We start from the raw sequence: 26,109 nt of genomic DNA, 5'->3' as shown, positions 1-26,109 counted from the left end.
CCTTTTTTATTTTTGGAAAACGTCTTACTAATACAAAACTTTAAAACTTTAAATGATGAAAAAATTTATGATGCTTTTTGTTGGAACTGAATACACTGATCTTGGACTTTCTCCAGAAGAAATACAAAATCGCATGGAAAAATGGTTTGCATGGAGTGAGAAAATGGAAAAGGCTGGTATCTTACGTGGTGGAGAAGCTTTAACATCACAAATAAGACGTATTGTTGGACAAAATAGAACAGTTACAGATTTAACTTCAGCTGAAGTTAAAGAAATTGTAGGGGGTTATTATTTAGTTGAAGCTAGTGATTTTGATTCAGTACAAGAAATTGCGCAAGATTTCCCTGATTACGACTTAGGAAACACGGTAGAAATTCGTGAAATTATGGTATTTGACAGTTAATGGATTCTAAACTCATAGATCATCTTTTCCGCCATCATAGCGGGAAGATGGTTGCTGTTTTAACTCGAATTTTTGGATTATCTAATCTTGAAATTATAGAAGATGCTGTTCAAGATACTTTTTTAAAAACAAGTACAAGTTGGCGTAATCAGCAACCTGATAATCCTGAAGCATGGTTAACTCATGCTGCAAAAAATAGAGTTTTAGATTTATTTAGAAAATTAAAAGCTGAAAAGAAATATATCCCGGAAATTAAAAATGGCATTGAAGCTATTTCTATCAATGACCTTTTTTTAGATACTGAAATTGAGGATGCTCAATTACGAATGATTTTCACTGCTTGTCATCCAAGTTTAAATGCAAAAGATAGAATTTCATTTGCCTTAAAAACCATTTCTGGATTTAGTATAAAAGAAATAGCCTCTGCTTTATTGACTAAAGAAGAAACCATAAAAAAAAGATTATTAAGGGCTAAACAAAACATTCAGAAAACAAACTTACAATTCAAAATACCAACTGGAAATCAATTACCTATTAGAATTGAAAGTGTTCTAGAAATTTTATACCTCATCTTTAATGAAGGATTTCATTCTAATAAAAAAGAAATTTTAATCCAAAAAGAATTGTGCGGTGAAGCTATGCGTTTATGTAAAATGTTATTAAAAAATAAGCACACAAATATTTCTGCTAGTTATGCATTGTTTGCTTTAATGTGTTTTCATGCCGCTCGCTTAGATGCAAAAATAAATACTGAAAACGAATTACTCGATTTAAAAACTCAAGATAGAAACAAATGGTCTTTTCCTTTAATACAATTAGGAAATGCAATGATGAATAAAGCTGTAGAAAACGATGAATTTTCTTGTTATCATTATGAAGCTGCTATAATAGCTGAACATATTAAAGCACCTAACTTTGAGCAAACAAATTGGAATAAAATATTACAATGGTATCAACACTTATATAAACTACAACCAACAACTTCACATTTATTAAGTATGGCTGTAGTGTGTTTACAAAGTAAAAACTATATTAAAGCTAATTACTATTTTGATAAAATTACTCCTCTTGATTTAGGGCAACGCTCTTATTTATATTTTGGAGCCAAAGCCGAGTTCTTTTATCAAACTGGAAAAATTAAAGAAGCTATAAAATATATTGATATTTCTTTAAAAAATGTAAATAATTCATTAGAAAAAGAATACCTACTAAAAAAGAGAAAAGTAATGTATAACCTTTAGTTTTTAGTTCTATCTTTCACTGAAATTACATTGACTAAAACTATAGTAAATGAATACCAACAATCACATAAATTATATAGAATTTACAGCTAGTAATCTTGAAAAGATAAAAACATTTTACATCAATACTTTTGAGTGGTTTTTTACCGATTATGGCCCTAACTATGTTGCTTTTTCAAATAGTGGTGTAGAAGGAGGGTTTGAAAAATCTGAAAAGAAAATAAAAAATGGGGTATTGGTCGTATTATATCATAAAGACTTAGAAAGCATTCAAAATTTAATTGTCAAATTTGAAGGAAAAATAACTAAAAATATTTTCTCATTTCCTGGTGGCAGAAGATTTCATTTTACTGATCCTTCTGGAAATGAGCTCGCTGTTTGGTCAGATAATTAAGATTTATTTTTAGTTCTTTTTTCATTATATACCTCAGCAATAGTTTTAGCGTCAGTACATGATTTTATCTGTATAAACTGATCTCCAGATTTTACAAAACCAGTTTCTAAAACTTTAAAATAAATTCCTGAATAATTCTGTTGCCAAAATTGCTTTACAATTTTCATATTATTAAAACGAACTCCAAGTTTCATACATGGCTCTCTTGGCTTAGTTACTTCTAATATTGCCTCCCCTACTTTATAAGTATCTCCTACATGAATCTCAGTTTCATCTAAATCGTCAATTGTTAAATTTTCACCAAACATTCCATGTTGCCATTCCAAATCTGGATAAAATTCTTTCCAATACTCATAATGTTTTTGAGAATACCCATATACAGCTTGATCTACTCCTCCATGGCTTTCTCTATTACAAATAGCATCTCCTTTTATTTCTTCAACATCTAAATAAATAGCTTTTTCAACAGGAAATTTAAAAATACCAGTAGTAATCGTTTTTCCTTTCCAATCTACTTCTTTACGTTCTCCTATGCTTGTAGCTATTATTTTCATTCTTTATTTATTTATAATTAAAGCAGAAAATCATTTAAAACATCTGCAATTTTACGATTATCTGACAACTGAGGTATTTTATTCTGTCCTCCAAATTTACCTATAGATTTCATGTACTCATGAAATCCCCCTTTTTTTACTTTTCTAATAACTAGTGGACGTAATATTTTTCCCTCAATTAGATCTTGATAATATATATTTTGTGCTTGCATAGAAGCATCAATCTTTAAAGATAATTCTTCAATATTGTTTGGTTCATTTTCAAATTCAATAAACCATTCATGATAAGGTAAGCCGTCCTCAGGGTTTACTTGCGGTGCTACCGTAAATTCACTAACATTTATATCGGTACCAATAATAGCTTCATTTAATGCTTTTTCTACTTCCTTTCCTATAACATGTTCTCCAAAAGCAGAAATAAAATGCTTAATACGTCCAGTTACCTTAATTCTATAAGGTTTTAGTGATGTAAACTCTACTGTATCTCCAATATTATACCCCCATAAACCGGCAGAAGTATTTAAAATGATTACATAATTAACTCCAATTTTTACATCTTTTAATGATATTCTTGTTGGACTATCTTCAAAAAATTCAGTGGCTGGAATAAATTCATAAAAAATTCCTGAATTTAACTGTAATAACATTCCTTTTTCCGTTTGAGAATCTTGATACGCTATAAATCCTTCTGATGCTGGGTACAACTCTACATAATCTATTTTCTTCCCTATAAGCGCTTCAAACTTATTCTTATACGGTTCAAAATTCACTCCTCCATACACGAAAAAATTAAAATTCGGAAATATCTCAGAAATTGTTTTTCCTGTTTTATCAATTAGTTTTTCAAAATACATTTGAACCCATGATGGAATCCCACTAATTACCGTCATATCTTCCGGTAATGTTTCTTCAACCACTTTATCTACTTTTGTATCCCAATCTTCAATACAATTTGTTTCCCAACTTGGTAAACGATTTTTCAACAAGTAATTTGGCACATAATGTGCTGCTATACCACTTAAACGCCCCAATTTTACACCATTTTTATCTTCCAACACAGGGCTTCCCTGAAGAAATATCATTTTTCCATTAACAAAACTAGCATCTTTAGTTTCTGCTATATAAAATAACAATGCGTTACGTGCTGCCTTAATATGAGTTGGCATTGACTCTTTAGTTATAGGAATATACTTGGCTCCAGATGTTGTTCCAGATGTTTTTGCAAAATAAATAGGTTTACCTTTCCAAAGTACATTCTCTTCTCCTTCTACAATTCTATCAACATAACTCCGTAAACCTTCATAATCATTTACAGGCACACGTTTTTTAAAATCTTCATAAGTATTAATAGATATAAAATCATGATCTTTTCCAAAAGCCGTTTTACACCCTTCAGTTATTAAGTACTCAAATACTTTTTCTTGAGTTTGATGCGGATTATTAGCCCATTTATAAACTCGTTTTCTTACTTGCTTAGCAAAAGGTATTGCTAATTTTGATTTAATACTCATTTACTGAAAATCTATATAATTTATTGGATTTACTGGGTACCCATTATTCCATAACTCAAAATGTAAATGCGGTCCTGTAGATAACTCACCTGTTGAACCTACATTTGCTATTACCTCACCTGATTTTACTATTTCTCCCTGTTCTTTTAACAATGTTCCATTGTGTTTATAAACAGAAATAAACTTATTCGTATGCTGTAACATAATTACATAACCAGTTTCAGCAGTCCACTCTGCTAAAATAACTGTACCATCAGCAATTGCCATAACAGGAGTACCAGTTTGAGCAACAATATCAACAGCAAAATGTTTTTCGTTAACATCAAATTCTTGAGACATGTTTCCTTTTAATGGAGAAAAGAATACATTTTTTGCTCTATTTAAACCTCCTTCGGTTAAAGGAAATCTATCTTTACTTTCTACTTTTTCTCTAAAAACTGAATCTTTTTTAGTAGGTTGTAATAATTTCTCATCTAAAACTACTCCCATTCCATCACTTATAATAGAGTCTATTTTTTCTGGTTCTATTTCTCCTGTTAAAACTGGCTTAATAGCTCTTGTATAATTCTCTAAAACTGTTAATTTTTGTTTTAATGAATCTGCCTTATAAATTAAACGGGTTGCTTTCTTTTTTAATGATGTTGAAGAATATCCCGGTATATATTCTCTTAATGAAGTAAAAGCTATTATTAGTGTTGTTAACATCACTAATAATATTGAAAACAAACCACCAAAAACAAATACATTTAATCTTGATAATTTTAAAGAAAATCGCTCTTGAAAAGTATCTTCATTTAAAATAACCAATCTGTATTTGTCTGTTAGCTTCTGTTTTAACTTTCCTTTTTTATGTTTTTTGGCCACAGTTAAGTAATATAGTAAGTTTGGATTTCAAATATACAACGAAAATTTTTCAATTCTTTTCTTACAGAAGTATTAAAATTTTGTTATAATCCTAATAAATATGCTACAGAAAACATAAATGTCCCTGTAGTTTTAAGATTAGATTCTCCTTCTAAAGCTGATGGAAGATTTAAAATATACCCTGCTTCAAAATCAAATCCGGCATAGGAATATTGAAGAGGTAATAAAAACTGTGCATTCAATAACCCAAATTCATTGTTTTGTTTATACACAGTAAAAACTCGATCTCTAAAAGTAAAAGTTTGCGCTAATTGAATTGTTTGTTGAGCTACAATAAGTCGTAATTCTGGTCTAAATTTTAATTCATTTTTCTTTCCTTTCGTTAATGAAATTTCACCATAACTAGACGATACTATTTGAATAGAACTCTCACTTCCAAATAATAGACTTGTAGCTAATTCAGTTCCTAAAGTTCTTGATTTGTTGTCTAACTCTAAACTAAAATTTATTGCGTTCTTTAAAGGATTGTTGCTTGGTTCACTAAAAAAATACCTATCATAATAAGTTGACCACCTAAATTGTTTATTCTTACCAAATCGTTTCCCATAACCAACTGTTATTGAAGTATAATCCCATTTAGGTTCTAATTCATTGTAATAAACACCAGAAATTCCTGCAAAATACCCTTTCGAATGAATATAGTTTATTTGAGGAGTTATAGAAAATTGATCTATTCCAATATCTCTTCCAGAAAAATATGTTTTGTTATTATAATTAATTGAAAAATGTAAAAAATCTAAATTTTCAGATAATTTAAATAAGTCTTCAATAGTTTCATCATTAAATAAACTATCTAAGATTTCATCTTCTTCTGTTATTACATCTACTTCATTACTTTCATTTTGTTTTTCTTGAGCATATGATGCTATAACACTAAATAGTAACAAAAATTTTAAGCATAGTTTTTTCATGATAATTTAAAAATACAAAAAGTGGTTGAACTTTCAACCACTAAAATAAAACAAGTTTATAAAAATCTTATCAATTCCTTATTCTTCTTCTTTTCTCTCTATTTAAATTTTTTTTTATATTTTTTCTAACCATTTTCTTTTTATTCCCAACCCTTCGCTTTAATTGTTGTCGTTGCTTTGGTGTTAATGTTGCTCTAAACTTAGCTTTTACATTTTTTACACTCACATTATTTTGCTTTATAATTCTTTTTTGGAAAGAAGTAAGTGTATTTTTTAAAGCTATCTGTCTTTCTACTTTTGTTAAAGAACTATTTTTTAATATTGTTAATTGTTCTTGTGAAAGTGTTTCTTTAAACGCTTTCCTATGTTTTTTAATTAATTTTTTTTGAGTCTTTAATAACTCTTTTTGCTCTTCTGAAAGGTTTAACTCTCCTTGTAAATCTTGAGAATACACTTTAAACACACTTAAAAAAAGTGATATTAAAATAATTCCTATAACTTTCAAACTTCTCATCTTTTATCTTATTAAACTCTATTCTTTAGACCCTTATATTCTAAAAAAGTTGTAATCTATTCTACAAAAACTTCTTTTGTAAGTAATTCTTCATTTACATATTCATCTAACAAATCATCAATATCAGATTCTTCTTCTATAATAGATGCTATTAAAATGTCATTCTCTAATTCATAGCCTACATTATCAAAAGGATTATATACAACTAAAACAAATAATAATGCTATTACTGCAGCTGCAGACCAAATGTACATTTTCTTAGAAAGAAAAATGATTTTTCCTTTTTTATTTTGACCAATAGTTTCACTAAGTATTGAGTTTTTTGATTTTTCAAAATAACCGTCTGGCACACTTAGTCCTAAATCTTTTTTATGTATTTTTTCTGAATTCACATCTAATGTATTTCGATAGATAAAGTTATCACTTTGTACGTTCATTACAAACTATGCTTTAATTTTTTCTATATATTCAATAGTAGTAATGTTTTTTTCTATGTGTTTTACAACTGCATAATAATGCGTTTTAATTGTACTCTCACTAATTTTCAAAAGCTTAGATATTTCCCTAAACTTTAAATTATCATAATATTTCATCTGAAAAACTCTTTTTTGGTTTTCAGTTAATACACTTAATATTTCATGTAATTTTATTTGAGCTTGTTCCCCATCAAAAAACACATCACTTTTTAAATTACTTAAAAAAGCATCATCTACTTCTTGTAACGATGAAAAGCTTTTCTTTTTTTCTTTCTCTAAAAACCGAATAGATTCATTATAAGCTATTCTATACATCCAAGTGTGCAAAGAACTTTCTTGTTTAAATTTTGACAAACTTTTATACACTCTTATAAAAGTATTTTGCAGAACATCATCAGCATTTTCATGAGTCCCTACTATTTTCCTTATATGCCAATACAATCTTTCCTGATACAAATCTAATAATTTTGTAAAAGCCCTATCTCTATACTTTTTACTTGATAGTTCTTTTATAAAGTTAGCTTCATTCATAGTACTTATAGAATAGTGTTGATTGTTAGACCCTTTAAAAGGAAAAAAGTTTTAATAAAATAGTTAATTTATTTTAAAAAGCCAAATTAAGTATCTCAATTTGGCTTTTAAACTGCTGCTATTTACGTTTTCTATTTTTCAAAGTTATTTCTTTAACCCTTCCAGCTTCATCAGTAATTGTTGCTAAATTATCACAAGAACCATCACCAAAATCCAATACATATTTGCTAGTCCCTTTAGTTAATTCAACTACACCACTAACAATATATTTACATGCATATTCTCTTCTTAAGCTAGTTGTGATTTGTGCTTTTTTAGCATCACCATTTTTATTAACTGACTCCCAAAAACCTGAAATTAAAAACACATCATCTCCCCTATCTTTTGTATCAGCACCTGCTATTTTTTCTTTTACTTTTTCTCCTTTTTTAACAATAGTTTCTCCTGACTCTAATGTAATTGTAATATCAACGGTATGCGTTCTCTCAGGATTACCATTTGTATTTTCTTTTACTTTGGTTGCCGACATTCCTCCTTCAATAGCATTTCCATTAACTGAGAAGTTTTCAAATGATACGGTTTTAGAAAATGAATCATTTTCACGAACATATTCTATAATAATTTTCCCAGCAAAAACTCGCCCTTTTTTCCCTTCACAACCAGCTCCAAAATCTAAAGTTACTATTTTACCGTTTGTGGTATTTTCAACAGTTCTTTCTAAACAAGATGGATGATTACTAGTTGTTGTTGTTCCTCTTGACGCTAACTCACTTTCTACAGAATCATCTTCAATAACATCATCGACATCTGATGATATATCATCTGCTAAAACAACTTTTAATGCTTCTTCGGTTGTTAAATCATTATTTAATAGTTCTTCATTACTATTTGACTCACATGAAGTGAATACTAAAAGTCCTAAAAATGCAAGGTAACATAAATTTCTTTTTACAAATCTTAAAGTCATAATTACTAATTTTTAATGTTAATCAGTTCTTTGACCTAAGAAGTTTTAAAAAGTTTTAAAAAAATTTTTTTTTTTATAAAAATTCATCTCATCAATATACTTCCATACTTCATTAGAAAGGAGTGGACGTACTGATTTATCTAGCTTTATAGCATTTCGAATCATTGTAGAAGAAATTTGAACAATTGGAGCTTCTACCCTATTAATTTTTATATGATTATCAAACTGAGTCTCAATAATCCCTTCTGATATTCTAGGATAAACATAAACACTATAATCATCTAAAATAGCTTCATAGTTTTTCCACTTATGAAAACTTTTCAAATTATCCTCACCCATTATAATACTAAATGAGTGTGCTGGATATTTATCAGAAATATGAGTTAAAGTGTTAATTGTATAATTAGGTTGAGGCAAACTAAATTCAATATCAGACGGTTTAATTTTATCATACTCTTTAGTTGCCAAGTACACCATTTCTAAACGATGGTGATTATCTAAAAGTGAACTTTTTTTCTTAAAAGGATTATGAGGTGTTACCACCATCCATATTTCATCAAGGTCAGAGTTTTCAACCATATGGTTCGCTATAACCAAATGCCCCATGTGTATAGGGTTGAATGTTCCAAAATACAATCCTACTTTTTTACTCATAAATAAGTATATTAATGCTTAGTAGTTTTTTTTAAACCTAAAAACTCATCTACTAAATCTTCAGCATCTTGTAATGCTACTTCTAAATCGTAGTTTTTTATAATTTTATCAAACTGAGGTGCAGTTGCTAGTTCTACAGAAGCTTTTGCTACACGCATGTTAATTTTATCTTCACTTTCTTCACCTCTATTTTTTAAACGTCTAATAAGCTCATTAATATCTGGTGGTTTTACAAATACAGCTAATGTTTGTTCTGGAAATTTTTCTTTTATACGAAGTCCTCCTACAACATCTATATCAAAAATAACATGCTTTCCTTTTGCCCAAATACGTTCTACCTCTGTTTTAAGTGTTCCATAAAAGTTATCTCTATATACTTCTTCCCACTCTAAAAACTCTTCACTTTTAATTTTTTGTTTAAAATCTGCTAATGAAATGTAATAATAATCTACTCCATCTTTCTCATTACTTCTAGGTTCACGAGAGGTTGCTGAAATAGAAAATTCTAAATTAAACCTATCTTGAGCCAATAAATGACGTACAATTGTTGTTTTTCCTGATCCTGAAGGTGCTGAAAACACAAATAATTTACCTTGAAAATCTTTCACCATTTTTATAATACGTTTAAAATTTGCTCTTTAATTTTTTCTAACTCATCTTTCATTTGGATCACAATTTTTTGAATTGGTGCAAAATTCGCTTTAGATCCTGTAGTATTTATTTCTCTTCCAATTTCTTGAACAATAAAACCTAATTTTTTTCCATTAGAGTCAGCAGTAGCTAATTGTTGTAAAAAATAATCTAAATGATTTGCTAAACGCACTTTTTCTTCATTGATATCTAGCTTCTCTAAATAATAAATAAGTTCTTGTTCAAAACGATTTTCATCAACTTCTACCTTCAAATCAGTTAACGCTTTTTGTAATCTTTCTTTTACATGATCTATTCTATCACCATCTAGCTTTTTAACTTCTTCTAAAGCAGTTTTTATATTTTCAATTCTTTGTTGAAAATCTTCTTCTAATGATTTTGCTTCGTCTTTTCTATATTGAACAATTTCTTTTACAGCAACTTCAATATGAGCTTCTATTTGTTTCCATTCTTCAACATCTAATTCTTCTCTTTCAGTTTTTAATGCATCTGGCATTTTTATTGCCATTTGTAACAACTCTACATCATCACTTGAACCTGTTTGAACAATATTTCTTAATTGCTCCATATACTCTTTAACAACTCCTTTATTTACAGTTGTTGAAGTTTCATCAGCAGTCATTTCTACATAAATTGAAAAATCTACCTTTCCTCTAACCAAACTACTAGCTAACTTTTTTCTTACCGTTAACTCTTTTTCTTTGTAGTAAGATGGAATACGAGTATTTAAGTCTAAATTTTTACTGTTAAGCGATTTTATTTCAATAGTTACTTTCTTGGTAGGTAACTGCAATACGGATTTACCGTATCCTGTCATAGACTGTATCATATTTTCAATTTAATGAAGTGCAAAGATACACTTATTTATTAGTAGTTTTTGGCACTTGTTTTGTTACTAAAGCAACCCCTAAAAATATAAGTAACGTTGCTATTACTTTTACAACATTTAGGCTATCACTTCCTCTAAACAAAGCAAACATTGTAGCTAATACTGGCTGTAAATATATAAACACACTTACTGTTGTTGGTTTTAATGTTGTTAATGCAAAAAGGTTAAATAAATAAGTAATACAAGTTGAAAAAAACACAACATACCCAATTTTTAAATAAACCGATGTGTCCATTGTATTAAAATCAATATTCATTAACTCAGTAAATCCGAAAGGCAATACCATTATAAAACCGAAGAGATACAACCACCTAACAAAAATTATCGGATTGTATTTATTAATTAGTTTTTTTACTAGCACTAGGTACAAACCGTAAGAAGCTGCATTTATAAACACTAAAAAGTTGCCTAAAACCACATTACTTCCATGTTTACTAGATGTATTTCCATAAATTATTAGAATAACTGCTCCTATTAACCCTATAATAACTCCTAGTATTTTTATAGGTACTATCTTTTCTTTTATTAATATGGAAGAAAAAATTAGAACCAATATTGGCGCGGTTACCATTATTGCTGATGCACTAATAGGCGTTGTATAACTTAACCCTTTAAAAAAAGTTAACATATTTAAACAAACACCAAAAAAAGCTGCAACGGCTATTCTTTTATAATCTTCACGCTCAATTTTCTGTTGTTTAATAAACAAACTTGTTATCCAGAAAAAAATAGCTGCTCCTCCTATTCTTACTACTATAAAACCGTAAGGTAAAATATGTTTTGGCATTACCTCTTTAGCTATAGTAAAAGTTATTCCATAAATTAAAGCAGTTATAGAGAGAGCTATTAAAGCTAAAGTTCTTCCATTCATACGTAAAAATATAAAGTGCAAAATTGAGAATAAAATTCAACTTTCCACTTCTTTTTTATCTAAAATAACTTCAAAAAAAAGCACTACATAGTGTAGTGCTTTTTCCTTTGGTTGATTAACTTTTGATTAGTCCACTAAAGGTGGTATTCTTAACACTTGTCCAGGATAAATTTTATCTGGATGTGATAACATTGGCTTGTTTGCTTCAAAGATAACTGGGTATTTCATAGCGTTTCCGTAAAATGTTTTCGCTATTTTCCCTAAAGTGTCACCACTAACAACAGTATGAAACTGTGCCATATCCTCTTCCTTAATCTCTTCAACTTCAGCAACAGTCATATTATCTTCAACAGATGCAATACCTTCAGTATTACCAACTACTAAAACTACTTTTTCTTTAGTTGCTAAATCAGCAGCTTCACCGTTTATTGTTGCTTTATCATCGTCAATATCTACTGATAAATCAGTTACAGATAATTCTAAAGCGTTAACAGCATCTACTAATTTCGAAGCTTTTTCAGCAGCTTCCTCTTCTGTTGTTTTTCCGATTCCAAAAACTTTAGCTCCGGCATTCTTAATAAATGAAAAAATTCCCATTCTTTTTTTGATTTTTTGTTAATTAATACTCATTTTCGTTTGACTAATATACAATTTTTATACCAAAAAAATAATATTAAAAAATTCATATCTATCTACAACTATATAACAAATAAATCAACTTTTGATAGTGATATAAGTTCTTATCAAAACAACTAAATAAGTTTTCTTTTTAATTTAATCATTACAACAAATCAATGCATAAAAAAAGCCGTTAAAAACGACTTCTTATTTTTTTATCCTTTAAACGAATTCCAACCTTGAGCTTTTAATTCTATTTCTTGATTTGCTCTTGTTACCAAATTCATACCTTGATTCTCCTCTGTAATATGACCTATAACACTTAAATTAGGATTCCCTTTTATTTTATCATAATCATCTATTGAAATTGTAAATAACAACTCATAATCTTCTCCACCACTAAGAGCTACCATAGTTGCATCAATTTCAAACTCTTCGCAAGTAGAAATTACTTGAGGGTCTAAAGGTAATTTCTCTTCATATAATTTACATCCCGTTTTACTTTGCGTACAAATATGCATTATTTCAGAAGATAGCCCGTCTGAAATATCAATCATAGATGTTGGTTTAACATCTAATTCTTTTAATAATTCAGGAATATCTTTACGAGCTTCTGGTTTTAATTGCCTTTCAATAATGTAGGTATAATTATCTAAATCAGGTTGATTCTCTGGATTTACTTGAAATACTTGTTTTTCTCTTTCTAAAACTTGTAATCCTAAATACGCACCACCTAAATCACCAGAAACAACTACTAAATCAGTAGGTTTTGCTCCACTTCTATAAATTACATCTCCCTTATTAGCCTTACCTATTGCTGTGATTGACATTAACATCCCTTTTGTAGATGAAGTTGTATCTCCTCCAATTAAATCAACATTATAAGTATTACAAGCTAATTGAATTCCAGCATATAATTCTTCTAAAGCTTCCAATGGAAACCTATTTGATATAGCTATAGATACAGTTATTTGCTCAGCTTCAGCATTCATTGCATATACATCAGATAAGTTAACCATTACTGCTTTGTATCCTAAATGCTTTAAAGGCATGTAACTTAAATCAAAATGAACTCCTTCGATTAATAAGTCAGTAGTTACTATTGTTTGTTTTTCAGATGAATCTATTACAGCTGCATCATCTCCAACACTTTTAATTGTTGTTTTATGGTATGATGAAAAGTGTTTTGTTAAATGTTTTATTAAGCCAAACTCACCTAGTTCAGACAACGACGTTTTTTCTTGATTTTTATCTTCTAACATCTTGCAAAGATACTACTAGGAATGTAAACTAAACAAGAATTATACAACATCCTTTTTTAAGGTTTAATTTTTCTCTTAGGGTGTTTACTTACTTAATTGTTAAACTTATACACATAATCTTTATATATTTCATAAATTTGTCTTAATCCAAAAATTATATCATGATAAGAAAAATACTTTTTTTACTTTCTTCTATTATATTTTTTACAAGTGTTTCCTACTCGCAAACACCTTGTTCTAGTGGAAAAGCTGGCGATTACCCTTGTAAGGGTTTTGATTTACTATCAAACATACCTGTATCAACTTTGGCTAACAGTAATAAAAGTGTTAATGGAAATGCCCCGGACGGAAGTGATATTTGGGGATGGACAGATTCTACTACCAACAAAGAGTATGCTATTGCAGCAATGACCAATAGTACAGCTTTTGTTGACGTTACTGACCCTGTTAATCCTATTTTTTTAGGAAGACTAGATTCTAATGCGAACAGTCATTACTGGAGAGATGTTAAAATATACAATAACCATGCTTTTATTGTTGCTGATAATGTTGGTAATCATGGAATGCAGGTTTTTGATTTAACTAAATTAAGAAACGTTACTACACCACAAAATTTTACCGCCGATAAAATTTATACTGGAGTAGGTAGTTGTCATAACATTGTTATTAATGAAGCAACAGCTGTTGCTTATTTAGTTGGTTGTAAAAGCACTAATGGTGGTGGACCAATTTTTGTAGATATTTCAGACCCTAAAAACCCTAAAGATTTAGGTAATTATACTGCAGACGGATATTCTCATGATGCTCAAGTTGTAACCTACAATGGACCAGACACACCATATAAAGGAAAAGAAATTTACATAGGTAGTAACGAAAATGAAGTGGTTATTTTAGATGTTACTGATAAAGCAAATGTGAAAAAAATTTCAAATATAGACTACCCACAAATTGGATATACTCATCAAGGTTGGTTTACTGATGATCACCGATTTTTTATTCTTGGTGATGAAACAGATGAAAAAGATCTTGGTATGAACACTAGAACTTTAATTTTTGACCTTCAAGATTTGGATGCTCCAAAATTATCTTCAACCTATCTTGGAGCTTCAAAAGCTATTGACCATAACGGATACGTTAAAGGAAATGAATTTTATATGGCTAGCTATAGAGCTGGATTAAGAGTTTTTGATATTACCAATATAGCAGCTTCAACAAATTCAATGACTGAAACAGGATACTTTGATACCTATCCTGCTGATGATAATACAGCTTTTGACGGTGCTTGGAGCGTATACCCTTATTTTGCTAGTGGTAATATTATTATCAATGACATTAATAGAGGTCTTTTTGTTATTCGAAAAAGTGGAACGCTTTCTTCAAATTCTGAAAACTTAAAAGAAAGTAGTTTTTCAATAAATCCAAACCCAACTAATACCTCTCCTATAATTACTGCTCAAAACAACACTATAAAATCAATTGAAGTATACAGTATTTTAGGAAAAAAAATATTTTCTAAGAAAAATATTAATCAAACAAAATTCGTTCTACCTATAAACCAAAATGCGAAAGGCATTTATCTTGTTAAAATAAACGGTAGAACATCAAAAAAACTAATTCTTAAATAACTGTAATTGGTAAAAAATATTTTTAAATATATTTTAATCTTCATAGTTCTTCTAGGTTGTACTAAAGAAGGCATTACATTTAAATCTACTTCTTTTTTAGAACAATTAGATTTTGTAAAAACTATAGGAGGTTCTAAAAATGAAGTTGCAAAATCTGTCATTAAAACACCAGATGGAGGATATGCTATTTTAGGATACACTCAAAGTAACGACATAGATTTCTCTCAGAAAAACAATACCAGTTTTGATTATGCTGTGCTTAAATTTTCTTCAGATGATAAATTAGAATGGAAAAAAACATATGGGGGATCTAATGATGATAGAGGTGAAAAAATTATTTCTACTTCTGATGGAGGATATGCTATTTTAGGCTACACCAAAAGCAATGATATAGACATCACCAACAATGCTGGAGATAGAGATTTTTGGTTAGTAAAACTTAACCCAACTGGAACTATCATATGGCAAAAAACATTTGGATATATTGGCAAAGACATTGGCACTACTCTTATTGAAACCGATGATAATGGTTTTTTAATTGCTGGCGAATTAGACGTCACTTCTTCAGGAGGTTTAGGAAACTCTAAATCTTCTGCTATTCAACATGCTGGTGGTGACATGTGGGCTTTAAAGTTAAATAGTCTTGGTGCTATAGAATGGAGCAAATATTATGGCGGAACTTTTACTGATACACCACATGGAATAGTAAAAACAGATGATGGGTACATTATAGCTGGAATTTCTGACAGTAGTGATGTTGATATAACAAACAATAAAGGTTCTTATGACTTTTGGGTTATTAAAATTAACAAAAAAGGAAAACTTCTTTGGAATAAAAACTTTGGAGGTACAGAAATTGATGAAGCTAAAGCCATTGTTTCTACCAATGATAATAATTTTTTAATTGTTGGAAATACAAGAAGCACCGACAAGGATGTTACAAATAATAAAGGAGGAGCAGATCTTTGGGTTATTAAAATTAACTCAAATGGAGGTTTAGTATGGCAAAAGAATTTTGGAGGGAACAACTTTGATGTTGGAAATTCTATTAAAAAAATGAGCGATGGAAATTACTTACTTTCTGGTAGTTCAAGAAGCGCAGACAATGGTATTACTAATAAAGGACAAAACGATGCTTGGATTTTAAAAATCTCTCCTGATGGAAGCTTATTATGGCAAAAAACAATTGGAGGTACTGAAATAGATTTTTGCTATGATGTAGTTGAACTCAATAACGGAACTATTGTTGGAGTTGGAGAAAGCTCTAGTAACAATAATGATATAACAAACAACAAAGGTTTTTCTGACCTACTTATAATAAAATACAAATAAACCAATGAAAAATTACGCTATACTATTTTTATCTTTATTCCTTTTTTCTTGTAGTTCTGATAATGACGAACCAATTAAGGAAGTTTCTATTGACCTTAAATTTACTCATAATTGGGGGGGAACTGATGTAACCAAAAGTGATTTTAATAAAATAGAATTCGAAAATTCAAAAGGCGTTAAACAAAGCATAGAACGTTTACGCTATTTGATTTCTAGAATTACACTTACTGATGGAAATAAAAAAGAAATTAATTTTGATGGATATAAGCTAGTAGATTTGGATGACTCTGACAACTTAACACATGCATTATCACAAAAAATATCTGAAGGAACCTATAATCTTTCTTTTACTTTTGGTTTTAATACTGAAGATAATAAAGATGGTGTATATAAAGATTTAAACACTGCTTCTTGGGAAGTTCCTGCTATGCTAAATGGTGGTTATCACTTTATGCAACTTGACGGGAAGTATTCAGATAAAGATGGAAATCCTCAACCATATAACTTTCATGCAATTCAAGCTTACGATCAAACAACAAAAGAAAGTAAAGACACCTTTTTTGTTGTTGAACTTGGTACTGTATCTATAAAAAACAATGCTACTATTACTATTAACATGGACATATCTCAATGGTTTAAAGTTCCAAATGAATGGGATTTAAATATTTTAAACGTAATGTTAATGGGTAATTTCGAAGCTCAAAAACAGATTTCTGACAACGGTCGAAATGTATTTAGTTTAGGAGGAGTTAGTCAATAAAATCAAATGAAGAAGCTAAGTATATTTCTTTTTATAATTTTTATAAGTTGTTCTTCAAAAAATGAAGAAGAAGAATATATTCCTAAACCTACAGAATTAGAAATACCAGAAATACTTAAACAAAAACTAATCGCTCCAGTAATTCCTTCAACAAACCCTTTAACTGAGGAAGGAATTGCTTTAGGTAAAAAATTATTTTTCGATAAACTTTTATCTAAAAACAACACACAATCTTGTGCCAGTTGTCATAATCCTCAAAAAGCATTTAGTGATGAAACTCGATTTAGTGATGGGGTAGATGGAGTATTCGGCAAGAGAAATTCTATGCCTTTATTTAATTTAGCGTGGAATTTTGATGATCGTTTTACTTGGGATGGAAAAGAGCTTAGTTTAGAAAGACAAGCCTTTGAACCTGTTAGAAACCCCATAGAAATGCATAGTATTTGGGCTGATGTTGAAAAAAAACTACAAAAACATTCCGAATATCCTATATTATTTAAACAAGCATTTGGAACTTCAAAAATTGATTCTACACTAGTAACTAAAGCAATTGCTCAATTTGAAAGAACATTAATCTCTGCGAACTCAAAGTTCGATAAACATCTACTTGGTAAAGCACAACTAACTCCAGAAGAATTAAATGGATTCAATGTTTTTATGGATGAAAATAAAGGAGATTGTTTTCACTGTCATGGAAGTAATAACAACCCACTTTGGACAGATAATAAATTTCATAACAATGGCCTTGATAATGTTTTTGCAGATTTAGGTTTCGGAAAAGTCACTGGAGACTCTAACGATAATGGTAAATTTAAAACTCCTTCACTAAGAAATTTAGCTTTTACTGCTCCATACATGCATGATGGAAGGTTTTCTACTTTAGAAGAAGTTATTAATCATTACTCAGAAGGCTTAAAATCATCGCCAACAATTGACCCTCTAATGAAAAAAGTAGATAAAGGAGGCGTTCAATTAACTGAAAAAGACAAAGCAGATTTAAAAGCTTTTTTATTATCCTTATCAGATTATGACTTCATAAATAACACCAAATTTCAAGAATAACTATTTAAAGTATCAACAAATTTTATAGTCTTATAAATGATATTAGTTTCAAAAAATGATAAAAATCATATTTTGTGATTATCTTTGCAGTTCATTTAGATTTAATCTACTTTAAATTATGATAAAAGTTTCAGACACAGCAAAAAAGAAAGTTGTTCAACTAATGACTGATGATGGCTTTGACGCTACTAGCGATTTTGTTAGGGTTGGCGTAAAAAGTGGAGGATGCTCAGGCTTATCATACGATTTAACTTTTGACAAAAAAGAACAAGAAGACGATAAAGTTTTTGAAGATAATAATGTAAAAATTATTGTTGATAAAAAAAGCTTTTTATACTTAGTTGGAACAACTTTAGAATACTCAGGAGGTTTAAATGGTAAAGGTTTTGTTTTTAACAATCCTAATGCCAATAGAACTTGTGGGTGTGGAGAAAGTTTCTCTTTATAAACTTATTGAAAACAGAACTTAGAACTGATGAGTAAATACACTGAAGACGATTTACGAGAAGAATTAAAAACCAAAGAATATGAATATGGTTTTTATACAGATATAGAAAGTGAAACCTTTGCAAAAGGGTTAAATGAAGAAGTGGTTCGTGCAATTTCTAAAAAGAAAAACGAACCAGAATGGATGACTGAATGGCGTTTAGAAGCCTTTAGAGTTTGGAAACAAATGGAAGAACCAGAATGGGCAAATGTTCATTATGAAAAACCAAACTTCCAAGAAATAGCATATTATTCAGCACCAAAAGAAAAACCAAAATTAAATAGTTTAGATGAGGTTGATCCAGAATTACTTGACACCTTTAAACGTTTAGGAATTTCTATTGATGAACAAAAAAAGTTAGCAAATGTTGCTGTTGACATAGTAATGGATTCTGTATCTGTTGCAACTACCTTCAAAGAAACTTTAGCTGAAAAAGGTATTATTTTCATGCCAATATCTGAAGCTATTCAAGAACATCCTGAATTAGTTAAAAAATATTTAGGAACAGTAGTACCAACTACAGATAATTTCTATGCAGCTTTAAATTCAGCTGTTTTCTCTGATGGCTCTTTTTGTTACATTCCAAAAGGGGTACGTTGTCCAATGGAGTTATCTACCTATTTCAGAATTAATGAAGGAGGTACTGGTCAATTCGAAAGAACTTTAGTTGTTGCTGACAAAGGAAGTTATGTTTCTTACCTAGAAGGATGTACCGCTCCAAGTAGAGATGAAAACCAATTGCATGCAGCCGTTGTTGAATTAATTTCAATGGATGATGCCGAAATAAAATATTCTACAGTTCAAAACTGGTATCCTGGTAATGCAGAAGGAAAAGGAGGAGTTTACAATTTTGTTACCAAAAGAGGTTTGTGTGAAACAAATGCAAAAATTTCTTGGACTCAGGTAGAAACAGGTTCTGCTGTAACATGGAAATACCCTAGTTGTATTCTTAAAGGAAACAACTCAGTAGGAGAGTTTTATTCAATTGCAGTAACTAACAATCATCAACAAGCCGATACTGGTACTAAGATGATTCATTTAGGAAAAAACACTAAATCTACAATTATATCTAAAGGTATTTCTGCAGGAAAATCTCAGAATAGCTATAGAGGTTTAGTTCAAATAAATTCTAGAGCTGAAAACGCACGTAATTTCTCTCAATGTGATTCTTTATTAATGGGTAATGAATGTGGTGCACATACATTCCCTTACATTGAAGTAAAAAACAAATCAGCTCAAATAGAACATGAAGCTACTACAAGTAAAATTGGAGAAGATCAATTGTTTTATTGTAATCAAAGAGGTATTGACACTGAAAAGGCAATCGCTTTAATTGTTAATGGATTTAGTAAAGAAGTTTTAAACAAACTTCCTATGGAATTTGCTGTTGAAGCTCAAAAATTATTAGAGATTTCACTAGAAGGAAGTGTTGGATAAATTCCAATAAAATTAATTCCATATAATATATTAATTGTAAAAATCACACGCTTGTGGTTTAAAAACCAAAAGCAAACAGCATAAATATTAAGATGTTAAAAATAGAAAATTTACACGCACAGATAGAGGATAAAGCTATTTTAAAAGGGCTAAATTTAGAAATAAAAGCTGGTGAAGTTCATGCTATAATGGGGCCAAATGGTGCTGGTAAAAGTACTTTTGCAAACATTGTTGCAGGTAAAGAAGAATATGACGTTACTAACGGAACTATTGAATTAAATGGTGAAGACATTAGCGAACTAGCTCCAGAAGAAAGAGCTCATAACGGTGTGTTTTTATCTTTTCAATATCCAGTAGAAATACCTGGTGTTACCGTAACTAATTTTATTAAAACAGCTATAAACGAATCTCGTAAAGCAAAAGGCTTAGAAGAAATGCCTGCTAAAGATATGCTTAAAATGATTCGTGAAAAATCTGAATTATTAGAAATAGACCGTAAATTTTTATCGCGCTCTTTAAACGAAGGTTTTTCTGGAGGAGAAAAGAAGCGTAATGAAATATTTCAAATGGCTATGTTAGAGCCTAAACTAGCTATTTTAGATGAAACTGATTCTGGTTTAGATATTGATGCTTTACGTATTGTAGCAAATGGTGTAAATAAATTAAAATCTAAAGACAATGCTGTAATTGTAATTACGCACTACCAACGTTTATTAGATTATATCGTACCAGATTTTGTACACGTTTTACACAATGGAAAAATTGTTAAATCTGGTGATGCTTCTTTAGCTTTAGAATTAGAAGCTAAAGGTTATGATTGGATTAAGGAAGAGGTAAATAGTTAAGAAGTTTAAAAGAATAACTTTTTAAACTTATACACTTTTAAACTAACAACAATGGAGTTGAAAGAAAAATTAATATCATCATATGTAGCTTTTGAAAACGGAATCAATATCAATTCTGATATTCATGATATTCGCACAAAAGCTTTACAAAACTTTGAAGACTTAGGCTTCCCTTCTAAAAAATTAGAAGCTTGGAAATACACATCTTTAAATTCAGTTTTAAAAGAAGACTATAGTCTTTTCCCAGATAATGACATAGCAATTGAATTAGCTGATGTAAAGAAGTATTTCATACATGAAATTGATAGCTATGCTGTTGTTTTTATAGATGGTAAATACAGTTCATTTTTATCAAACACAACTCATGATGGAATGGATATTTGTTTATTATCTGCTGCCTTTACAAAAAGTAAGTACAAACCTATAATTGAAAATTATTTCAATAAAATAGCTAAACAAGATAATTTAACATCTTTAAATACTGCTTTTGCTAACGAAGGAGCTTTTATACACATACCAAGAGGTGTTGAAGTTGAAAAACCTATTCAAATTATTAACTTTACCACTGGTAAAGAAAATGCAACTATGTTACAGCCTCGTAACTTAGTTGTTGTAGAAAATAATGCGCATGTTCAAATAATTGAACGCCATCAAAGTTTAACAGACAATGCAGTTTTAACAAATTCTGTTACTGAAATCTACACAGATGTTCATGCTACTGTAGATTACTACAAAATACAAAACGACAACATTAATGCTTCTTTAGTTGACAACACTTATATTGAGCAACAAAAAGAAAGCGTTTGTTCTGTTCACACATTTTCATTTGGAGGTAATATTACAAGAAATAATCTTAATTTTTACCAAAAGGGAGAGCGAATAGATTCTATATTAAAAGGAATTACAATTATAGAAGGAAAACAACATGTTGACCATCATACATTAGTTCATCATATAGAACCTAACTGTGAAAGTCATCAAGATTACAAAGGTATCTTTGGAGAGCGCTCTACTGGAGTTTTCAATGGAAAAGTTGTTGTAGAGAAAGAAGCTCAAAAAACGAACGCTTACCAACAAAACAACAATGTACTTATCAGTGATAAAGCTACCATTAATGCAAAACCTCAATTAGAAATATTTGCTGATGATGTAAAGTGTTCTCATGGATGTACTATAGGTCAACTTGATGACCAAGCATTATTTTACATGCAGCAAAGAGGGATTCCTAAAAAAGAAGCCCAAGCTTTATTAATGTATGCTTTTGCCAACACTGTTTTAGAAAGCGTAAAAATACCAGAAGTTAAAAAGAGAATTAACAAGCTTATTGCCAACAAACTAGGAGTTAACATAGGATTCGATTTATAATCAATTCTTTACTATTATAATAAAAATAGCTCAGAAATATTTCTGAGCTATTTTTTTTGTTAGACTGATTTATTTAATTCACTAGTTTTTATTAGTTTTTATAAAACTCTTAGAATAAGAATGCTTTGTACTTTGTACCTCTAATACATAAAATCCTGCTTTTATTTCCTCTACAGATATAGATTTAGACAATGATCCTTTTTTAATAACTGCCCCAGTTAAGTTAACTATTCGATAAGAACCGTTTAATTTTCTTTCTGGTATAATTATATTCAATACGCTGTTAGAAGGATTAGGGTACACCATTAAGTCATCTATAACAACTGAAGTAGGTGTAAAAACTTCTACCGCATTTTCTACAGCATTTGTTCCAATACAGAAAGCTTTAGTATCTGTACTTGTAAACTGACCTCCTGATGCTAAAACAGTTCCAGAACTATTAGTTAGTTTATAAGATCCATTTCCATAACTACAACATATACCGTCTCCATAAGAATCTTTAAATATTAAACTATAACATCCATTAGGTAAAGTTTTATTTACAGTAATTTTCGAACCACTTGCTTGACTGTTATAATTATTACCAGAAGCAACAACAGTATTAGAACTATTAGTTATTTCCCAGCTTGTTTCAGAAGAATAATTATCAAAAGTTATCTCTAAACTTACAGTAGAGTTTCCACCTCCAGTACTTCCTGTTGAAACAGATAACTGATCGATAGCCATATCACCTTGCCAAGTTGTTCCTGTTACACCATTAAATCTTACTTGAACATCTTTACCTACATAACTATCTAAATTAACACTTGCTGTTTGCCATGAATTTCCTTGATTTCCTGATTTTTGCCAAACACTTGTCCAATTTACACCTTTATCAATACTTACTTCTACCTTTAAGTTACCCATAGCTGAAGTACCATACATATGATATTTAAATGATAAAGAAGCATTACTAGCTTGTTTTAAATCAAAACAAGGAGAAGTTATTATTGCTGACTTGTTTGAATAATTTGGAGAGGAAGATTCCATATATAAATAATAACTCCCTGCATTGGCTGAAGTTGGTCCTGTGTTGCTTGAAGGTGTTGATCCAGATCTAGTAGCCCAATTAAAATCGTCAGATGTACTTTGCTTCCAGTTCCCTATAGTGTTTTCAAAACTTTGATTGTAAGGAAATGAAGATACTGTATTACTACAACTACCACCTGGTGGATTTCCTCCACCACCATTATTATCAACTCCTTTAGCTGGCATATCAGAACCAATTGAACTAATTAAATTATCTGACCTTCCATAAGATCCATTAGGACAACCACCTGTGTTATGAATTGCTATCACTAAATTAGAATTATAATCTAAAACTGGAGATCCAGAACTTCCTCCTTCTGTATCTGCATAATATCTTACTTGTTGACCAGATCCAGAAGAACTTTCAAACACTCTAGAAAAACCATCAGGAGTAGCATCTCTATCAGACTTAACAGAAATCTCTTTTCTTCTTCCTCCTGGGTGTTGAGGGATATATATTCTATCTCCTTTTGAAGTAACAGCAGAACTTAAGCTTAAAAAACCATAAGTATTTGTAGGATTAACAGGTAACTTAACTAATGTATAATCAAGTGATGAATTTGTTTTTACAAATGTAGCTGAAGATGCCACTACATTAGACTGTGCATTTGTAGAACCTGAACATCCATCATATTGATAATTGAACATAAAATCTGTGTTTTGAGCATCAGAAGCAGATCCTATACAGTGATTGTTAGTCATTAAATGACCTTCATTACCTAATAACCATCCAGTACATAAAGAACTACCACCAATTAATAACCTACATACAGCTTTTGCCTTCTCATACATTTCGGTACCTTGATAACAAGAAATGCGTTCTTTATCGTCATTAGAACAGATAGATCTTCTTTGATTAGCCAATTTTTTCATTATTCTTTCTTCACTATAGCCATAAGCTACTTTACTAATTTCAAATCCATTATGCTTACTTGCCTTTCCTGAAGAATATAACTTAACTTCTACTTTCTCATCAAACAATACTTTTGACCAAAAATCACTAATCATAGTCATATTATTATCTACAATTTTACCTTGTCCACCATAAATAATAGACTCTTTACTTTTACTACCTGTGATTTTTACATAATCTCCAGGAGCTAAATCGAAATTTTTAAAATAAATTTTGATGTAAGAAGAATTTTCTGAAAAGAATTCTTTTTTGTAAACTAATTCTTTTTCATTAATTTTTGATGCAGTTCTTTTAAATTTTTGATAACTTTTGGTGACTTTAATATCAGAATCGAACTCATCACCTATTTTAAATACCTTCTGGGCATTTAAATTTTTTGTACATAAAAGCACAGCAGTCAAAATGACTACTTTTAAAAAGTAATTTTTCATTTTTGAAGGGTTTATTTAGTTAATTAATCACGACTAAATTACTGATTATTAAAGTTTTTAACAAAAAAACGTTAATTTTTTACAATATTATTCTTAAAAAAAAGTTCTTATTGATTAATCACAAACCAATTATTTTCCATGAACCACCAGTATTTACCCAATTGCAACTCATTCTCACTTCATTAAATATTTCAAAAATTTTCTTTTAGCATCAGCATTATTATGTAGTGAAAAAGTCATTAATAATATTAAATTTCACTTTTTTTCGTGTAATTATTTTAATTATTTCCTTTAATTAATCGAATAAAGTTATCAATATAAAAAATCGTAAAATCGATTTTACTACTTACTCAAAAAATGGCTTTTATTTAAATTTGAAAAAGATTATTATTAGATTAATTTAAATAAAGTAATACTTCAAAAAACATTAACTCCTCCCCTTAAGTATTCTAAACTTAGATGATAAAGTATTAATTATCAAAACAATAATCCATAACAAAAAATACAACAAAGACCTCATTAACAATAACATACATAAAATTATTATACAGTACTTTAAATAGACCTTCCTGTATTATTAAAAGATAATACCGCTCCTAAAGGAACGTTAAAATTCAATATTTTAAGAACCATCATGTAATGAATTAAATTCTTATTCGTCCAAGGAACTATACAATTTATCAATAATCAAAAAATTATGCGAAAAACTATTATTATAATCTGCTTACTTTTTATAAGTATACAAACACAAGCTCAAACTGATGTTTTTAATGCTCTTTTAAAAACATATGTTGACAACAAGGGTAATGTTGATTACAAAGGACTACGTAAAAATCGTGCTCTTTTAGATATATACCTTAAACACTTAGATAACACAATACCAGGCAAGAGATGGTCTTCAAATAAAGCTAAAGCTTTTTGGATGAATGCTTACAATGCATACACTATTAAATTAGTTTTAGATAGTTACCCTCTTAAAAAAATAACAGCAATTAAAAGACAAGGTAAAAATGCATGGAAGCTACCTATTGCTAAAGTTGGTAAAAAAGAATACACTTTAGATTATATTGAACATAAGATTTTACGTAGATGGCATGATGATGCAAGAGTACATGTTGGATTAAATGCAGCTTCAAAATCTGGACCATGTTTCCCTCCTTATGCTTTTACTGAAAAAAACATTAATACTAAATTAGAATCATTAATGAAAAAATTCATTAATGATTCAACCAAAAATAAAATCTCATTAAATAAAGTAGAAGTTTCCAAAGTTTTTGAATGGTATCAAGAAGATTTTACTTCAAAAAATAGCTTAGTAGATTATATCAATAAATACTCTAAAATAAAAGCTAATGACAATGCCGAAGTTGTTTATTTAAATTACAACTGGGATTTAAACGAAAAATAATGAAA

Annotated in this window: 27 protein-coding genes; 12 read left to right on the top strand and 15 right to left on the bottom strand. The window is 29.5% G+C overall.

Annotated features, from left to right (window positions below):
- Positions 1-52 precede the first annotated feature (52 nt).
- The 3 genes from DS884_RS03955 to DS884_RS03945 are packed head-to-tail and all read left to right on the top strand — an operon-like array spanning position 53 to position 2,038.
- Positions 53-403, top strand: a complete 351-nt coding sequence (locus tag DS884_RS03955) for a YciI family protein (RefSeq protein WP_233487104.1) — start codon at positions 53-55, stop codon at positions 401-403.
- Complete coding sequence (locus DS884_RS03950) at positions 403-1,644, top strand: RNA polymerase sigma factor (protein WP_093870016.1); 1,242 nt, start codon at positions 403-405, stop codon at positions 1,642-1,644. Before DS884_RS03955 ends, DS884_RS03950 begins: the two co-directional genes overlap by 1 nt.
- A 49-nt stretch (positions 1,645-1,693) precedes the next feature.
- Positions 1,694-2,038, top strand: a complete 345-nt coding sequence (locus DS884_RS03945) for a VOC family protein (protein WP_113785869.1) — start codon at positions 1,694-1,696, stop codon at positions 2,036-2,038.
- Here the strand turns inward: DS884_RS03945 and DS884_RS03940 are convergent.
- The 14 genes from DS884_RS03940 to thiL all read right to left on the bottom strand — a co-directional run bounded on the left by DS884_RS03940 (position 2,035) and on the right by thiL (position 13,371).
- Positions 2,035-2,592, bottom strand: a complete 558-nt coding sequence (locus tag DS884_RS03940; RefSeq protein ID WP_113785868.1) for an MOSC domain-containing protein — start codon at positions 2,590-2,592, stop codon at positions 2,035-2,037. The genes DS884_RS03945 and DS884_RS03940 overlap by 4 nt on opposite strands.
- A 17-nt stretch (positions 2,593-2,609) precedes the next feature.
- Complete coding sequence (locus tag DS884_RS03935; protein WP_093870014.1) at positions 2,610-4,103, bottom strand: GH3 auxin-responsive promoter family protein; 1,494 nt, start codon at positions 4,101-4,103, stop codon at positions 2,610-2,612.
- Positions 4,104-4,967 carry a M23 family metallopeptidase gene (locus DS884_RS03930; protein WP_093870013.1) on the bottom strand — a complete coding sequence of 288 codons (864 nt, stop codon included), beginning with the start codon at positions 4,965-4,967 and terminating at the stop codon, positions 4,104-4,106.
- A gap of 83 nt (positions 4,968-5,050) precedes the next feature.
- Positions 5,051-5,938 (bottom strand): hypothetical protein, encoded by an 888-nt coding sequence (locus DS884_RS03925; protein ID WP_113785867.1) that lies wholly within the window; start codon positions 5,936-5,938, stop codon positions 5,051-5,053.
- Between the two features lie 70 nt (positions 5,939-6,008).
- Positions 6,009-6,452: a Spy/CpxP family protein refolding chaperone gene (locus DS884_RS03920; RefSeq protein WP_093870011.1), complete on the bottom strand. Its 444-nt coding sequence runs from the start codon at positions 6,450-6,452 to the stop codon at positions 6,009-6,011.
- Between the two features lie 56 nt (positions 6,453-6,508).
- Entirely contained in the window at positions 6,509-6,889 is a 381-nt protein-coding gene (locus tag DS884_RS03915) for a hypothetical protein (RefSeq protein WP_113785866.1), read from the bottom strand.
- 6 nt (positions 6,890-6,895) lie between these two features.
- The gene (locus tag DS884_RS03910) at positions 6,896-7,459 is read right to left on the bottom strand and encodes an RNA polymerase sigma factor (RefSeq protein WP_093870009.1); all 564 of its coding nucleotides are present in this window, start codon (positions 7,457-7,459) and stop codon (positions 6,896-6,898) included.
- A 118-nt stretch (positions 7,460-7,577) separates the two neighbouring features.
- Positions 7,578-8,426 carry a hypothetical protein gene (locus tag DS884_RS03905; RefSeq protein ID WP_113785865.1) on the bottom strand — a complete coding sequence of 283 codons (849 nt, stop codon included), beginning with the start codon at positions 8,424-8,426 and terminating at the stop codon, positions 7,578-7,580.
- Positions 8,427-8,471: 45 nt separating this feature from the next.
- Positions 8,472-9,080, bottom strand: coding sequence for a nicotinate (nicotinamide) nucleotide adenylyltransferase (nadD, locus tag DS884_RS03900; protein ID WP_113785864.1), 609 nt, complete (start codon positions 9,078-9,080; stop codon positions 8,472-8,474).
- A gap of 11 nt (positions 9,081-9,091) precedes the next feature.
- The gene (gene gmk, locus DS884_RS03895) at positions 9,092-9,691 is read right to left on the bottom strand and encodes a guanylate kinase (RefSeq protein ID WP_093870006.1); all 600 of its coding nucleotides are present in this window, start codon (positions 9,689-9,691) and stop codon (positions 9,092-9,094) included.
- A gap of 2 nt (positions 9,692-9,693) precedes the next feature.
- Positions 9,694-10,560, bottom strand: coding sequence for a YicC/YloC family endoribonuclease (locus DS884_RS03890; RefSeq protein ID WP_233487103.1), 867 nt, complete (start codon positions 10,558-10,560; stop codon positions 9,694-9,696).
- A gap of 31 nt (positions 10,561-10,591) precedes the next feature.
- Positions 10,592-11,491, bottom strand: a complete 900-nt coding sequence (locus tag DS884_RS03885) for a DMT family transporter (protein ID WP_093870004.1) — start codon at positions 11,489-11,491, stop codon at positions 10,592-10,594.
- Positions 11,492-11,617: 126 nt separating this feature from the next.
- Complete coding sequence (gene lysM, locus DS884_RS03880) at positions 11,618-12,088, bottom strand: peptidoglycan-binding protein LysM (protein WP_093870003.1); 471 nt, start codon at positions 12,086-12,088, stop codon at positions 11,618-11,620.
- 236 nt (positions 12,089-12,324) lie between these two features.
- A complete protein-coding gene (thiL, locus tag DS884_RS03875) occupies positions 12,325-13,371 on the bottom strand; it encodes a thiamine-phosphate kinase (RefSeq protein WP_113785862.1) in 1,047 nt (348 codons plus the stop codon).
- A 161-nt stretch (positions 13,372-13,532) separates the two neighbouring features.
- On the opposite strand from thiL, the gene DS884_RS03870 reads away from it, so the two are divergent.
- The 8 genes from DS884_RS03870 (at position 13,533) to sufD (ending at position 22,284) form a co-directional block, all read left to right on the top strand.
- Entirely contained in the window at positions 13,533-14,996 is a 1,464-nt protein-coding gene (locus DS884_RS03870; protein ID WP_113785861.1) for a choice-of-anchor B family protein, read from the top strand.
- A 6-nt stretch (positions 14,997-15,002) separates the two neighbouring features.
- Positions 15,003-16,328 (top strand): hypothetical protein, encoded by a 1,326-nt coding sequence (locus DS884_RS03865; RefSeq protein WP_233487102.1) that lies wholly within the window; start codon positions 15,003-15,005, stop codon positions 16,326-16,328.
- A gap of 4 nt (positions 16,329-16,332) precedes the next feature.
- Positions 16,333-17,088: an MbnP family protein gene (locus DS884_RS03860; protein ID WP_113785860.1), complete on the top strand. Its 756-nt coding sequence runs from the start codon at positions 16,333-16,335 to the stop codon at positions 17,086-17,088.
- Between the two features lie 6 nt (positions 17,089-17,094).
- Positions 17,095-18,150, top strand: coding sequence for a cytochrome-c peroxidase (locus tag DS884_RS03855; protein WP_199488182.1), 1,056 nt, complete (start codon positions 17,095-17,097; stop codon positions 18,148-18,150).
- Between the two features lie 118 nt (positions 18,151-18,268).
- Positions 18,269-18,598, top strand: coding sequence for a HesB/IscA family protein (locus DS884_RS03850; RefSeq protein ID WP_093869999.1), 330 nt, complete (start codon positions 18,269-18,271; stop codon positions 18,596-18,598).
- A gap of 27 nt (positions 18,599-18,625) precedes the next feature.
- Positions 18,626-20,074, top strand: coding sequence for a Fe-S cluster assembly protein SufB (sufB, locus tag DS884_RS03845; protein WP_093869998.1), 1,449 nt, complete (start codon positions 18,626-18,628; stop codon positions 20,072-20,074).
- A 92-nt stretch (positions 20,075-20,166) separates the two neighbouring features.
- Entirely contained in the window at positions 20,167-20,919 is a 753-nt protein-coding gene (sufC, locus tag DS884_RS03840; RefSeq protein WP_093869997.1) for a Fe-S cluster assembly ATPase SufC, read from the top strand.
- A gap of 51 nt (positions 20,920-20,970) precedes the next feature.
- Complete coding sequence (sufD, locus tag DS884_RS03835; RefSeq protein WP_093869996.1) at positions 20,971-22,284, top strand: Fe-S cluster assembly protein SufD; 1,314 nt, start codon at positions 20,971-20,973, stop codon at positions 22,282-22,284.
- An 81-nt stretch (positions 22,285-22,365) separates the two neighbouring features.
- On the opposite strand, the gene DS884_RS03830 is transcribed toward sufD, so the two are convergent.
- Positions 22,366-24,696 (bottom strand): trypsin-like peptidase domain-containing protein, encoded by a 2,331-nt coding sequence (locus DS884_RS03830; RefSeq protein ID WP_093869995.1) that lies wholly within the window; start codon positions 24,694-24,696, stop codon positions 22,366-22,368.
- Positions 24,697-25,393: 697 nt separating this feature from the next.
- Here DS884_RS03830 and DS884_RS03825 point away from each other — a divergent pair.
- Positions 25,394-26,104 carry a DUF547 domain-containing protein gene (locus tag DS884_RS03825; RefSeq protein WP_113785859.1) on the top strand — a complete coding sequence of 237 codons (711 nt, stop codon included), beginning with the start codon at positions 25,394-25,396 and terminating at the stop codon, positions 26,102-26,104.
- Positions 26,105-26,109: the final 5 nt, after the last annotated feature.

The sequence above is a fragment of the Tenacibaculum sp. E3R01 genome (genome assembly GCF_003318185.1).
GTDB lineage: Bacteria > Bacteroidota > Bacteroidia > Flavobacteriales > Flavobacteriaceae > Polaribacter > Polaribacter halocynthiae.
Note: the sequence above shows the minus strand (reverse complement) of the source record. Positions and strands in the feature narration are given on the sequence as shown.